This is a genomic window from Mycobacterium sp. (assembly GCF_049278535.1).
Taxonomy (GTDB): domain Bacteria; phylum Actinomycetota; class Actinomycetes; order Mycobacteriales; family Mycobacteriaceae; genus Mycobacterium.
In genome coordinates this window covers 1-13732 of the sequence record NZ_JBAPMI010000349.1, presented here as the reverse complement: position 1 = coordinate 13732, position 13732 = coordinate 1, and the positions used below count along the sequence as shown (strand labels likewise).

Below are 13732 nucleotides of genomic sequence, written 5' to 3'. Positions count from 1 at the left end.
GCCAGCTCAGTTAATGGATCCCGCAGGTCAGACATATCATTGTCGCTGCCGTCAGTTCCCTAGCATCGAAATCCCATGGTGAGTCAAATCACGCACTTTCTGTTAGCTGCGCCACGCATTTCGTCGCGACGAAACACACCGGATCACCCACACCGGTGGCTTGTGGTGACGGACCAAGAGTAATCAAGATCACAAGTTAGCCGGGGGTGTCGCAAGCGATTTCGCGTACGGGGCCGTCGGCTATAGGTCAGTAGTGCCTTAAATAAACTGTTGCACAACGACTTTCGTATTTCAGGCGCCGAGTTCGACCATCGCGGAGGTACACGTAGCTTCAGCGCGCTCGCCTACCGATTGCATTGTTTGACAACATGTTTAGCGAAACAGATGCCGGCGTTCGCCACGACGAACGCCCTGATGCTCCACCCACCCGTCGAAGACGCGCGCGTCACGCTCGTAGACCACTGCGCCGTGGCCCGATGCCGAAAAATTAACTGCCGCAAAGCAATACAGATATCCGTTGGAATCGGCATTCATCGTAAGCAATGAACGTCCGCTCTATTTTTACCGAGTCAGCGTGGAAAAATTCTGAGCAAATCAAATTTGGAAAAACTTCGCAGCGCTTGATTCGACTCAATTAGTTTCGTCAAAAGCGTCGCCGACTAAATGTGAATCGTCAATAATTGGCGATTCGGTTGACTCAGCGCCCGATGCCCAGCAGGCTGCGCAGACCGCTGGCCGGCTTGGCGGCGGCCGGCGGAGGCGAGCCGGATATCACGACTCGCTGGGAGTCGGCCCGCTCGATCAACGCGGGCAGATTCCGCTCACCGGCAGCAACCAAATCATCGATCTGCGTTGCCAATTCGGTCCGGTACACGGCGGCCAGGTAGTGATTGCTGCCGTCCCAGGGCAACACGATGTCGGCGTCGACCTCGGCCGCTCGGGCCGCGAGCAGGTCGATCATGTCGGCGTTGAGGACCGATGCGTCCACGGAGCATAAAAACGCGCGCCGTGCACCGGCCTCGGCGGCCGCGTGCAACCCGCGGCTGATCGCGGACAGCTGTCCATGGCCCCGCACATCGTCGCGTACCACCTGCGCCGAGAGTTCCGGTAGCGACTGCCCCGGCGACGCCACGACGAAGACCGGTTGGCACCGCTGCCCGACCACGCTGACCACGTGTTCGACCATCGTGGTCGGCGCGTGGGAACCGGGAACCTGCTTCAGGGCCTTGGCGCGGCCCTCCCATGGCGACACGCCTCCAGCCAACACCACGCCGGCTAGCGAAGCCGGCTTGCCCGCAGCTGCCATCTCAGTTCACGGTCCAGGTGTCGCGTCCGTGCAACAGCGATTGCAAGGCTGCGCGGTCGAACGGAGTCGACTCCCGGGCAGCGCGGATCTGCGATCGCGCCGCGTCGTCATAGGTGGGCCGGTTGACCTGACGGAAGATGCCCATCACGGTGTGCTCGAGGTTTTGCTGCGAGAGCCGCGAAAGAGCGTATGCGTACGCGGAATCGGTGGCGTGCGCGTCGTGCACCACGATCTCGCCGACGCTCACGTCGGCGGTCTTGGCCACGTCAAGCCCGAAGCCCGACCGGACCACGCAGTATTCGTCATTAGCGCCGAAGACGATCGGCTCGCCGTGGTGAACGTTGATCACCCGCTCCTCGGCGCCTTCTTTGCGCAGCGCGTCGAACGAACCGTCGTTGAAGATCGGACAGTCTTGCAGGATCTCGACCAGCGCGGATCCACGATGCTCGGCCGCGGCGCGAAGCACCTCGGACAGGCCCTTGCGGTCGGAGTCCAGCGCCCGGCCAACGAAACTCGCCTCGGCGCCCAGTGCAAGCGACACCGGGTTGAACGGCTGATCGAGAGAACCCATCGGCGTCGATTTGGTGACCTTGCCTACCTCGGAGGTCGGCGAGTACTGCCCCTTGGTCAGGCCGTAGATCCGGTTGTTGAACAGCAGGATGGTCAGGTTGATGTTGCGGCGGAGCGCGTGGATCAGGTGGTTACCACCGATCGACAACGCGTCACCGTCACCGGTGACCACCCAGACGGACAGATCCTCGCGGGCCAGCGCAAGACCCGTCGCGATGGCCGGTGCGCGGCCGTGGATCGAGTGCAGGCCGTACGTCTCCAGGTAGTAGGGGAACCGGCTCGAACATCCGATGCCGCTGACGAAGACGATATTCTCGCGCCGTAATCCCAACTCGGGCAGGAAGTTTCGCATCGTGTTGAGGATCACGTAGTCGCCACACCCGGGGCACCAGCGGACTTCCTGGTCGCTGGTGAAGTCCTTGGCCTTCTGCGGCTGGTCGGTGGTGGGAACCCGGCTGTTCTTGGACAGGATGTCCGTCAGCCCCAGGTCCGCTCCGATGAGATCAGTCATGCGTCAGCTCCCGCTCCAACCGTGGCGGCCGCCAATCTTGCGACCATCGTCTTGTCTTGCTCGATTTCGGCCAGCGTGCCGCCCAGCGCGGCGCGGATGACCCGGCCCACTTCGTCGGCCAGGAAAGCGACACCCTGAACCTTCGTCACCGATTGCACGTCAACCAGATACTTGCCGCGCAGCAGCAGTGCCAGCTGGCCAAGATTCATCTCCGGGCACACCACCTGCGGGTAGCGCCGCAGCACCTCGCCCAGGTTGGCCGGGAACGGCCGCAGATGACGCAGATGCGCGTGGGCGACCTTGATGTCGTTGCGCCGCGCACGCCGGCAGGCTTCCCCGATCGGTCCGTAGGAGCTGCCCCAGCCGATCAGCAGCAGCTCAGCATCTCCGGTCGGGTCGTCGACCTCCAAGTCAGGAACCGAGATTCCGTCGATCTTGGCTTGGCGCAACCGCACCATCAGGTCATGGTTGGCCGGGTCGTAGGAGATTGCGCCGGTGCCGTTGGCAGATTCCAGCCCACCGATGCGGTGCTCGAGTCCGGGAGTACCCGGAATGGCGAACTGGCGAGCCAGTGTCTCCGAATCACGCGCGTACGGCATGAACGGCTCGTCAGGGTTGGCGAATGTGTGCTCAATCGGTTGCAGCGAATTGACATCCGGAATGCGCCAGGGCTCGGACCCATTGGCAATTGCCCCGTCCGACAACAGAATTACCGGGGTGTGGTACGAAACCGCGATGCGCACCGCCTCCATTGCGGTTTCGAAGCAGTCCGACGGTGAGCGCGGTGCCAGCACTGCCACCGGCGACTCGCCGTTGCGCCCGTAGAGCGACTGCAACAGGTCGGCCTGCTCGGTCTTGGTCGGCAGACCGGTGGACGGCCCGCCGCGCTGCACGTTGACGACGATCAGCGGCAACTCGGTCATCACCGCAAGCCCCAGCGCTTCGGACTTCAGCGACAGGCCGGGACCCGACGTGCTGGTGACGCCGAGCGCACCGCCATAGGAGGCACCCAGCGCGGCGCAGATACCGCTGATTTCGTCCTCAGCCTGAAAGGTCAACACGTTGAAGTTCTTGTGCTTGGACAGCTCGTGCAGGATGTCCGAGGCGGGCGTGATCGGGTAACTGCCCAGCACGACCTGAAGATCGGAAACCTGTCCGGCCGCGACGAGGCCATAGGCCAACGCGGTATTGCCCGAAATCTGGCGGTATTCCCCCGCCGGCAATTTGGCCGGCGAGACTTCGTAAGTGGTGGCGAAGGCCTCAGTGGTTTCGCCGAAGTTCCATCCTGCCTTCAGGGCAAGGACATTGGCTTCGGCTACATCGGGTTTGCGGCCGAACTTCTCCCTGATGAAGTTCTCGCTGGCCTCGATCTCTCGCCCGTACATCCAGGACAACAGGCCAAGCGCGAACATGTTCTTGGCACGCTGCCCGTCCTTCTTCGACGCGCCGATTGCCTCGACGGCGCCCAGTGTCAGCGTGGTCATCGGGACGGCCTCGACCTTGTAGTCCGACAACTCCCCCGTCTCGAGCGGGTTGTTGTCGTAGCCGACCTTGGCGAGATTGCGTTTGGTGAACTCGTCGGAGTTCGCGATCACCAGCCCGCCGATCGGCAGGTCGATGATGTTGGCCTTCAACGCTGCCGGGTTCATCGCGACCAGCACATCGGGCCGGTCGCCGGCGGTCAGAATGTCGTAGTCGGCAATTTGAATCTGGAACGACGAGACGCCGGGGAGCGTGCCCTGTGGTGCGCGGATCTCGGCCGGATAGCTCGGCTGGGTGGCTAGGTCGTTGCCGAAAAGCGCTGCCTCAGAAGTGAACCGGTCTCCGGTGAGCTGCATGCCATCGCCCGAGTCTCCCGCGAAACGGATGACGACCTTTTCCAGCTTTTGCCGTTCGGGCAACGCCGCATCGGGTCGGTGCGAATCTGCCTCAGATTCTGACCTGGCTCCGTTTTCGCTCGGACCCACGTCGCCGCCTTCCATAGCTGTTCACCAACACCGGCATGTGATCGAAACCGGCGCGAATCGTCCGAGTGCAGCCTCAGCCGATTTTTATGTCACTGCCAGTACCGATTATGCACTTCTCTTAGGGATTGATGGACACTCGTCTGCGTCCCCACGTTACCGCTTCGCGACCATAACGCGAGGTCAAACACGCGTCCCGGATCGCGGTGCAGCGAAGGTGTGGTGTTCGTCACTTTTAGCGACCGGTGAAGTCTAAGAACGATTACTACGCGCGAGTAACATTTGCTAGCGACTCTCTACCCTTGCGTCTCCCCCGTTCGGGGGAGGCCGCGGGCCTGGGTTTATCCGCCTTTGGCGGCGGCTCTGGGCGCGGTTTCCGGCATGGCCGTGGCGTACAGCGCCAAGCCCGCAGCGGCAATAATTCCGAGCAAAATAAGTGCCGCGTGGTAGCCGGCGGCGACCACGATCCAGCCGGCAAGGATGTTCGACAGCGCCGCGCCGACACCCCAGATTGTGGTCAGCGCGCCCAGGCTGACATTGAACCGTCCGGTCCCGTGCGTCAGGTCCTGCACGACGAGCGGAAACACAGCGCCGAAAATGCCGGCTCCCACCCCGTCGAGGATCTGGACCCCGACCAGCCAATAGGGCTGGCCGAGACGGTGTAGAGGAAACCGCGTGCCGTCAGGAAGGCGAAGGCGAACGCGACCAGAAAAATCGGCTTCCGCCCCAACTGTCGGCCTTGGCGCCGGTCAGGTAGGCCACCGGCCGAGTGAGAGACACGGACCGGGACCGCGTCCGCGGCGTCAGGCCTCAACTACAGACCGGGCGTGCTGCCCGCCCCTACGGTTGCTAAGCGCTCTTGTCGCGACGCTCGGCACGCGTCGCCTTGCGCGGCACGATCGTCGGCAAGACGTTGTCCTGGACGGTCTCCTTGGTCACTACGACTTTGGCGACGTCATCGCGGCTGGGGATGTCATACATCACCGGCAGCAGGACCTCTTCCATGATCGCGCGCAGGCCGCGGGCACCGGTGCCGCGGTGAATCGCCTGGTCGGCGATCGCCTCCAAGGCGTCCTCGGTGAACTCGAGTTCGACGTTGTCCATCTCGAAGAGCCGGGTGTATTGCTTGACCAGGGCGTTCTTGGGCTCGGACAGGATCTTGACCAGCGACTCCATGTCGAGGTTGGTCACCGAGGCGACCACCGGGAGCCGGCCGATGAATTCCGGAATCAGCCCGTACTTGATCAGGTCCTCGGGCATGACCTCGGCGAAGTGGTCGGTGGTGTCGATCTCGGCCTTGGAACGCACCTCGGCGCCGAAGCCCAGACCGCGCTTGCCTACGCGGTCGGAGACGATCTTCTCCAAGCCGGCGAACGCGCCCGCCACGATGAACAACACGTTGGTCGTGTCGATCTGGATGAACTCCTGGTGCGGGTGCTTGCGACCGCCCTGCGGCGGCACCGATGCCTGGGTGCCTTCCAGAATCTTCAGCAGCGCCTGCTGTACGCCTTCGCCGGACACGTCCCGGGTGATCGAGGGGTTTTCGCTCTTGCGGGCGATCTTGTCGACCTCATCGATGTAGATGATGCCGGTCTCGGCACGCTTGACGTCGTAGTCGGCGGCCTGGATCAGCTTGAGCAGAATGTTCTCCACGTCTTCACCGACGTAGCCGGCCTCGGTCAACGCCGTGGCATCAGCGATCGCGAACGGGACGTTGAGCATCTTGGCCAGTGTCTGGGCGAGGTAGGTCTTTCCGCAGCCGGTGGGTCCCAGCATCAAGATGTTGGACTTGGTCAGTTCGACAAGCTCGCTGGAACGGGAATCACGGCCCTTCTCGCCGGCCTGAATTCGCTTGTAGTGGTTGTAAACCGCGACTGCGAGAGTTCGTTTGGCGGTGTCCTGACCGATGACGTAGCCCTCCAGGAATTCCCGGATTTCGGCGGGCTTGGGCAGTTCGTCGAGTTTTACGTCGTCGGCGTCGGCGAGTTCCTCTTCGATGATCTCGTTGCACAGATCAATGCACTCATCGCAGATGTACACGCCAGGCCCCGCAATGAGCTTCTTGACCTGCTTCTGGCTCTTCCCGCAGAACGAGCACTTCAGCAGATCGCCGCCGTCTCCGATGCGCGCCATGGTGCTGGGGGCCTACTTCCTGTTCACCGTTTTGATTGTGCTAAGTGCGTGTATTTCCCGACGCTACCCGCTTGCTCCACGGCGATGCGACCGATAGAGGTGAATCGCGTCGGTGATATTCGTGTTGTGCGCCTGAACATATCGCCTCGGGGTCCACTACGCGCGCCTGAACGCGCCGCTGTGTCCCTGGCGTGTCGCGGCCGTTATGCGACTGAGAGGCAGACGGACCCGGCAGCCATAAATTGGAGCTGTGGGATTCGCCGTGGCCGAGGATACCGTGTTGATCGCTGATGGCGGCCTGGCGACGGAACTCGAGGCGCGGGGCCACGATCTCTCCGATGAGTTGTGGTCGGCGCGGCTGCTGGTCGATGCGCCGCAGGAGATCCTTTCGGCACACCTGCGCTTCTATCGCGCCGGGGCAATGATCGCGACAACAGCCAGCTATCAGGCATCCTTCGACGGCTACGCAGCCCGCGGGATCGGCCACGACGAGACGGCCACGTTGTTGCGGCGCAGCGTGCAGCTCGCCGTCGACGCACGGGCCGAGGCGGGCGTCGACGGCGCCTGGGTCGCGGCGTCGGTGGGGCCTTACGGCGCCGCTCGCGCCGACGGCTCGGAATACCGCGGGCGATACGGGCTCAGCGTCGCGAAATTGGAGCACTGGCACAGGTCGCGACTTGAGGTGTTGGCCGAGGCCGGCGCCGATGTGCTGGCCCTGGAGACCATTCCCGATGCCGACGAGGCCGAGGCGCTGGTAAATGTCGTGCGCTCGTTAGGCGTTTCGGCGTGGCTCACTTACACCATCGAGGGTGCGCACACCCGGGCCGGCCAGCCACTGACGGACGCGTTCGCCGTGGCGGCGGGAGTGCCGGAAATCGTTGCGGTTGGGGTTAATTGCTGCGCTCCGGCCGACGTGCTGCCTGCCATCGCACCGGCCAGGGCCACCGGCAAGCCAGTGATCGTATATCCCAACAGCGGCGAACGCTGGGACGCCACGCGCCGCGATTGGGTTGGCAAGTCGCGGTTTTCGCCGCAGCTGGCCCTGCGCTGGGTCGCAGCGGGCGCGCGGGTAGTCGGCGGGTGCTGCCGAGTTCGGCCGCACGACATCGCCGAGCTGGCGGCCATGCTGAACTAGACGACCGATTTACGCCGTCGACGCCGAGAGTTTCCGGTACTCCAGCACGGTGTCGATGATCCCGTAGTCCTTCGCCTCTGCGGCGGTCAGGATCTTGTCCCGGTCGGTGTCCTTACGGATGACCGCGGCGTCCTTGTTGGTGTGGCGCGCGAGGGTCGTCTCCATCAGCGTGCGCATCCGCTCGATCTCGGCAGCCTGGATCTCCAGGTCGGAGAACTGGCCCTGGATCACGCCGGACAACGAGGGCTGGTGGATCAGTATCCGGGCGTTGGGCAGCGCCATCCGCTTACCCGGCGTGCCTGCGGCCAGCAGCACTGCCGCGGCCGAGGCCGCTTGACCGAGGCACACCGTCTGGATGTCGGCCCGCACGTACTGCATGGTGTCGTAGATCGCCATCAGCGAGGTGAAGCTGCCGCCGGGTGAGTTGATGTACATGGTGATGTCGCGGTCGGGGTCCAGCGACTCCAGCACCAGCAACTGGGCCATGACGTCGTTGGCCGACGCGTCGTCGACCTGAACGCCCAGGAAGATGATGCGCTCTTCGAACAGCTTGTTGTAGGGGTTCGACTCTTTGACGCCCCAGCTGGAGTGCTCGACGAACGACGGCAGGATGTAACGCGCTTGGGGCGCGAGCTCGGGGTTCATTCGGCTTCTCCGTTGATGTGAGCGGCGCGGGTGATGATGTGGTCGACGAACCCGTATTCCAGGGCCTCAGGGGCGGTGAACCACCGGTCGCGGTCGGAATCGGCCTCGATGCGCTCGATCGACTGGCCGGTGAATTCGGCGTTGAGCCGGAACATCTCTTTTTTGATGACGGTGAATTGCTCGGCCTGAATAGCGATGTCGGCCGCGCTGCCGGTCACCCCACCCAGCGGCTGGTGCATCAGGATGCGAGCGTGCGGAAGCGCGTAACGCTTGCCCTTGGTGCCGGCGGCCAGCAGGAATTCGCCCATCGAGGCCGCCATGCCCATCGCGTAGGTGGCGATGTCGCACGGCGCCAGCACCATCGTGTCGTAGATCGCCATGCCGGCGCTGATCGATCCACCCGGCGAGTTGATGTAGAGGTGGATGTCCTTGGTCGAGTCCTCGGCGGCGAGCAGCAGGATCTGCGCGCACAGCCGGTTGGCGATGTCGTCATCGACCTGCGACCCCAGGAAGATGATGCGCTCGGAGAGCAATCGCTCATAGACCGAGTCGACGAGGTTCAGACCCTGGGCGCTCGCGCGCATTTCAGTCCCACGGCTCACAGTGGGTTACCTGCTTTCTCGAGTTCGTTCTTCACCGACACTAACCAACCGGGGCCGTCGCCGACTCCCAGAAACCCTGGCGTTCGCTTACAGCGTCACTTCGTGTCGCCTGCGGCATCCACTTCGTCGTCGTCGGGCTCGTCGACATCCCCGTCCTCCGGGCTGCGCTTGCCGAAGAACTCGGTGGTGTCGATCACCGTTCCGTCGGTGTCTTTGACGGTCGCCGCCTCGACTGCGGCGGCGATCGTCAGCCCACGGCGCACATCGGCGAACATCGCCGGCAGCTGGTTCTGCTGCTGCAGGTAGCCGAGCAGCTCCTGCGGCTGGATGCCATACTGCCGCGATGTCACCACCAGGCGTTCGGTGAGGTCGTCCTGGCCCACCTGAATGTCGAGGTCATCGCCCAACGCGTCGAGCAGCAGCTGTGTCTTGATCGCCTTCTCGGCTTCCGATCGGGCGTCGACCTCGAATTTCTCGCGCGTCGTGCCCTGCTTCTCCAGCGCCTCGGCCAGCTTGGCTTCGTCGTGGTCGAGGCCATGCAGGGCGTTGTGCAGGGTGCTGTCCACCTGGGCCTGCACGATCGCTTCGGGCAACGGCATATCGACTTGCTCGATCAGGGCATCCAGCGCGGCGGTGCGAATCTGCTCGGCCTGCTGAACACGCTTGACCCGGCCGACCTGATCGGACAGATTGGCGCGCAACTCGTCGATCGTGTCGAATTCGCTTGCCAATTGCGCGAATTCGTCGTCAGGCTCGGGAAGCTCGCGTTCTTTGACCGAGACCACCGTGACGGTGACCTCGGCCTCCTTGCCGGCGTGCGGACCGGCGGCGAGCTCAGTAGTGAAGGCCTTCGATTCGCCGGCCGACAGACCGACGATCGCGTCGTCCAGGCCCTCGATGAGCTGACCGGAGCCGACCTCGTGGGATAGGCCTTTGGTCGCTGCCTCGGGGACGTCCTCGCTGCCGATCGTGGCCGACAAGTCGATCGAGACGAAGTCGCCGGACGCCGCGGGACGCTCGACTCCGGTCAGGGTGCCGAACCTGGCACGCAACGTCTGCAGCTCGGCATCGATGTCCTCGTCGCTGACCTGAATCGGGTCGACGGTGATCGTCAGCGCGCTCAGGTCGGGCAGGTCGAAGTCGGGGCGGACGTCCACCTCCGCGGTGAAGACGACGTCTTGGCCGTACTCCTTCTTGGTGACTTCGATCTCGGGCTGACCGAGCGGTTTCACGTCGGAGTCGGTGACGGCCTGGCCGTAGCGGCTCGGAAGCGCCTCGTTGATGACCTGATCGAGCATCGCCTCACGGCCGACGCGCGCCTCCAGCAGCTTGGCCGGCGCCTTGCCCGGACGAAAACCGGGCAGCCGCACCTGCTTGGCGAGCTCCTTGTAGGCCCGGTCGAAGTCCGGCTTCAACTCTTTGAAAGGCACCTCAACGTTGATGCGAACCCGGGTCGGGCTCAGCTGCTCGACGGTGCTCTTCACGCGTGTACTCCTCGGTTGTCCTGATGGTCTGGTAATGCTCAAGCCCGTTGGGTGTGGCATGCCAGTCGGGGTGACAGGATTTGAACCTGCGGCCTTCCGCTCCCAAAGCGGATGCGCTACCAAGCTGCGCTACACCCCGCGGTGACCTCGAAATCCTACGGCCAAGCCACACCGTCCCTGTAGCGGCCTCACTAGCAGGTCACGGGACGACAACATTTGGATTTGATGTCTGCCGCGCCGTAAAGTCGCGCTCGACTAATACATGCGGGCGTAGCTCAATGGTAGAGCCCTAGTCTTCCAAACTAGCTACGCGGGTTCGATTCCCGTCGCCCGCTCCACCTTTCGCCCTGGTACGGGTGTTACCGCAGGTCGAACGCTTATTCGAGCCTTTGGATCTGTACCGCCGTTGTACCGCCATTCGGGCCTCAGGCCGCCTGCGTCGGCCCCGGAAGTCGCTCACTCGACACGCTTCACCGGTCAGCTAAAAGACCCGGATGCCTAGGAGCTCTGCGGGGCGTCAACAAGCATGAACGTAGCGGTCGCTCGGATTAGGACGCGATTTTCGGCGTCGACGACCGTACATTCCGCGCTAAGCAACCTGCGGCCTTTGTGGACCATCTTGGCTTCTGCGATGAGGGGGCCACCTTGTGGCTGGCGGTAGTAACGGACGTGCATATCAGTCGTCACGCTGAGTTGCGGTCCGAGGTTGTATTCACCCGCCAGGCAGCACCCGCACGCAGCATCGGCCAGGGTCGCGAGCACTCCGCCATGGACTGTGCCGTCATAGAAGCCCCGGACATCGTCGGTGAGCGGCATCGATAGCACTGCGATCCCCGGCTCAGATCGAACGACACTCATTTGGAGTCGCTCGTGAACCGGCGAAAGGTGCAGCTTCTCGGTGGTCTGCATCTCTAGCCCCCTGGGCGTAAACCAGCTATTGATTAGGTGTCACCACGAATACTCCCGTACGAATACCTAGCCGTGCAGTGGTATGACGTTCTCCCCATCGGCCCGCGCCGATGCCATAGCCTCGAGAGCGGCCATCGCGTCCGCGTGGTCGTCGGTGTTGAACAGGTGGGTGTATATCGCCAGCGTCGTGCTCGGCCTCGCGTGGCCCATGAAACGCGCTACCTCTAGCGCCGGTCGGCCCGCCGCGATACAGAGGCTCGCGTAGGTATGCCGGAGGGCGTGAAACTTGAGTCCTGGCGGTAGCGCCGCGCTCGGCGCAATTCGGTTGGCCCGCAGGACAGCGGGCCGGTAGACGGCCTTATAGAAGGTCGCGTGACGTAGCGGCGCATCCCAGTCGAGTCGCAGCCGTGTGCTCGCCTCGGCTACCGAGAGGTTCGCCAAGGCCGACGCCTGCAAACTCCTCGCCCGTCCGTGCCGCGCTGGTACCGCCAACGGAGGCGAACCGTGATCGGACCGATGGCGTACCGAGACCGTCCCCAACCGGACCAAAAGCGCTGGCAGGTTAATGTTCTTGCGACGTGAAGGCTCCGACCAGCGCGGCTACCGAACCTGTGTTCGGGCGGGTATAAAACTTCCAAACTAGCTACGCGGGTTCGATTCCCGTCGCCCGCTCCACACGGGCGCGGGAAACCGAAGCCGACTAAGCTGTGAACGCCAAACAGGCCAACGTCGGCCGGGGCGGCCGGCGGACGCAGCCGGAGGCCGCGCAGGCCAGCAGGGCGAGGCTGAGGAGGCCGACCCATTCAGCACCCAGGCACCACGGCCGAGGTCGTCATTCACGGCTCATGTGCGGCCCGCTTCGAGGGAGTGCGCGACGCGTTCACGCAGAACTTCGTGCAGGGCAAAGAAATTGGCGCGGCTGTCGCGGCCTGGGTCGACGGCGAGCTGGTGATCAACCTGTGGGCCGGAACGGCCGATGAGGCCGGCACCAAGCCGTGGCAGGTGAACACGCTGTCCACTGTGCTGTCCGGCACCAAGGGCCTGACCAGCACGTGCGTCCATCAGCTGGTCGAGCGCGGCGAGCTCGATCTGAACGCGCCGGTGGCGCGCTATTGGCCCGAGTTCGCACAGGCCGGCAAAGAGGACATCACCCTCGGCATGGTGATGAGTCACCGGTCCGGGGTGATCGGGCCGCGTCAGCGCATGGACTGGACGCAGGTCACCGACTGGGATTTGGTGTGCGAACGGCTGGCCGCCGCCGAACCCTGGTGGGAGCCGGGCACCGCGCAGGGCTATCACATGACCACTTTCGGGTTCATCCTCGGCGAGGTGTTCCGCCGCGTCACCGGTCGCACCGTCGGTCAATATCTGCGCACCGAAATCGCCGAACCGCTTGGGGCCGAGGTCCACATCGGCTTGCCTCGCGCCGAACAACACCGGTGCGCCGATCGGGTCGCCAAGCCGCACATCCGCAAGATGCTGGCCGACGTCAACGCTCCCGGCTACCCCACCTCACTGGCCGAACACCCGAAGGCTGGACTGGCCGTGTCGATGGGGTTCGCGCCGGACGACGAAGTCGGCTCCAATGATCTGGACCTGTGGCGTGAACTGGAGTTCCCGGGAACCAACGGGCAGGTGTCGGCGCTGGGATTGGCAACCTTCTACAACGCTTTGGCCCAAGAGAGGCTGCTCAGCCGGCCGCACATGGATCTGATCCGCGTTCCGCAGGGCGGCCTGGAGACGGATCTGGTGCTCGGCCGACGCGTCGCCGACCATGGCTGGGGCTTCGGGTACATGCTCAACCAGCGTTGCGTCAACGGACCCAATCCGTGGATCTTCGGCCACGGCGGCCTTGGTGGATCGTTTGGTTTCGTCGACCTGGAGAACAAGATCGGCTACGCCTACGTGATGAATCATTTCGACCCGACCAAAGCCAACGCCGACCCCCGAAGCGTTCTCATGAGCAACGAGATCTACCGAGTCCTCGGCGTCAAAACATCTTGAGCCGCAGGCGTTTACGAGTCGCCACCGCCTCCCGAGTCACCACCGCCTGAGTCGCCGCCGCCACCCGAATCACCACCGCTGGACGAGTCACCGCCACCCGAGGTTGCCGCTCCTCCCGACGTGTCGCCTCCGCCCGAAGAGTCGGATCCCATGGACGGCCCGCCGCTGCCGGATGGTGCGCCAGCGTCAGGTGCAGGAGAACCGCCATCCGTAGCGGACCCGCCGCTGTCAGGTGCAGGCGCATTGGCATCCGGGCCAGAAGCACCCGACCCCGACTCAGGTCCTTGGCCTCCCGGCCCCGGTCCGCCCGGCTCGCCATGTCCACCTGGCCCTCCGGGTTCGGTACCCCCTGGTCCCCCGGGACCGCCGGGCTCATGTCCACCCGGGCCACCAGGTCCATGGCCGCCGCCGTGTCCGCCGTGACCACCACCCGGGTCATGTCCGCCGGGGCCGCCGGGCCCACCGGGAT

General features: G+C 64.1%; 12 protein-coding genes, 2 tRNA genes and 1 pseudogene. 3 read left to right on the top strand and 12 right to left on the bottom strand.

The window, feature by feature from the left end; genetic code table 11:
* Positions 1-697: 697 nt before the first annotated feature.
* The 5 genes and pseudogenes from mobA to clpX all read right to left on the bottom strand — a co-directional run bounded on the left by mobA (position 698) and on the right by clpX (position 6484).
* On the bottom strand, positions 698-1306 hold the full coding sequence (mobA, locus tag WAO18_RS22910) for a molybdenum cofactor guanylyltransferase (RefSeq protein ID WP_422208518.1): 609 nt from the start codon (positions 1304-1306) through the stop codon (positions 698-700).
* Position 1307: 1 nt separating this feature from the next.
* Positions 1308-2387, bottom strand: coding sequence for a 2-oxoacid:ferredoxin oxidoreductase subunit beta (locus tag WAO18_RS22905; RefSeq protein WP_422208517.1), 1080 nt, complete (start codon positions 2385-2387; stop codon positions 1308-1310).
* The gene (locus WAO18_RS22900; protein WP_422208516.1) at positions 2384-4369 is read right to left on the bottom strand and encodes a 2-oxoacid:acceptor oxidoreductase subunit alpha; all 1986 of its coding nucleotides are present in this window, start codon (positions 4367-4369) and stop codon (positions 2384-2386) included. Before WAO18_RS22900 ends, WAO18_RS22905 begins: the two co-directional genes overlap by 4 nt.
* A 323-nt stretch (positions 4370-4692) precedes the next feature.
* Positions 4693-5116, bottom strand: a pseudogene (locus WAO18_RS22895) (MFS transporter); the annotation flags it as partial.
* A gap of 84 nt (positions 5117-5200) precedes the next feature.
* On the bottom strand, positions 5201-6484 hold the full coding sequence (gene clpX / locus WAO18_RS22890; protein WP_422208515.1) for an ATP-dependent Clp protease ATP-binding subunit ClpX: 1284 nt from the start codon (positions 6482-6484) through the stop codon (positions 5201-5203).
* A 262-nt stretch (positions 6485-6746) separates the two neighbouring features.
* Here clpX and mmuM point away from each other — a divergent pair, with 262 nt between their 5' ends.
* Positions 6747-7619 (top strand): homocysteine S-methyltransferase, encoded by an 873-nt coding sequence (gene mmuM, locus WAO18_RS22885; protein WP_422208520.1) that lies wholly within the window; start codon positions 6747-6749, stop codon positions 7617-7619.
* 9 nt (positions 7620-7628) lie between these two features.
* Here the strand turns inward: mmuM and WAO18_RS22880 are convergent, their stop codons facing one another.
* From WAO18_RS22880 to WAO18_RS22865, 4 genes are all read right to left on the bottom strand, one after another.
* Positions 7629-8264: an ATP-dependent Clp protease proteolytic subunit gene (locus WAO18_RS22880; RefSeq protein WP_422208514.1), complete on the bottom strand. Its 636-nt coding sequence runs from the start codon at positions 8262-8264 to the stop codon at positions 7629-7631.
* Positions 8261-8866: an ATP-dependent Clp protease proteolytic subunit gene (locus WAO18_RS22875; RefSeq protein ID WP_422208513.1), complete on the bottom strand. Its 606-nt coding sequence runs from the start codon at positions 8864-8866 to the stop codon at positions 8261-8263. Before WAO18_RS22875 ends, WAO18_RS22880 begins: the two co-directional genes overlap by 4 nt.
* A gap of 95 nt (positions 8867-8961) precedes the next feature.
* A complete protein-coding gene (tig, locus tag WAO18_RS22870; protein WP_422208512.1) occupies positions 8962-10350 on the bottom strand; it encodes a trigger factor in 1389 nt (462 codons plus the stop codon).
* 65 nt (positions 10351-10415) lie between these two features.
* Positions 10416-10489: transfer RNA gene (locus tag WAO18_RS22865), tRNA-Pro, on the bottom strand.
* A 125-nt stretch (positions 10490-10614) separates the two neighbouring features.
* Here WAO18_RS22865 and WAO18_RS22860 point away from each other — a divergent pair.
* Positions 10615-10688 (top strand) — tRNA-Gly (locus tag WAO18_RS22860).
* 160 nt (positions 10689-10848) lie between these two features.
* Here WAO18_RS22860 and WAO18_RS22855 read toward each other — a convergent pair.
* Together WAO18_RS22855 and WAO18_RS22850 are read right to left on the bottom strand one after the other, a co-directional pair.
* The gene (locus WAO18_RS22855) at positions 10849-11259 is read right to left on the bottom strand and encodes a PaaI family thioesterase (protein WP_422208511.1); all 411 of its coding nucleotides are present in this window, start codon (positions 11257-11259) and stop codon (positions 10849-10851) included.
* Between the two features lie 66 nt (positions 11260-11325).
* Positions 11326-11700 (bottom strand): tyrosine-type recombinase/integrase, encoded by a 375-nt coding sequence (locus tag WAO18_RS22850; RefSeq protein ID WP_422208510.1) that lies wholly within the window; start codon positions 11698-11700, stop codon positions 11326-11328.
* A gap of 393 nt (positions 11701-12093) precedes the next feature.
* Here WAO18_RS22850 and WAO18_RS22845 point away from each other — a divergent pair, with 393 nt between their 5' ends.
* Positions 12094-13263: a serine hydrolase domain-containing protein gene (locus tag WAO18_RS22845; protein WP_422208519.1), complete on the top strand. Its 1170-nt coding sequence runs from the start codon at positions 12094-12096 to the stop codon at positions 13261-13263.
* Here the strand turns inward: WAO18_RS22845 and WAO18_RS22840 are convergent.
* Positions 13250-13732: hypothetical protein (locus WAO18_RS22840; RefSeq protein WP_422208509.1), on the bottom strand; the 483-nt coding region annotated here is incomplete at its 5' end. The two genes, WAO18_RS22845 and WAO18_RS22840, sit on opposite strands and share 14 nt — an antisense overlap.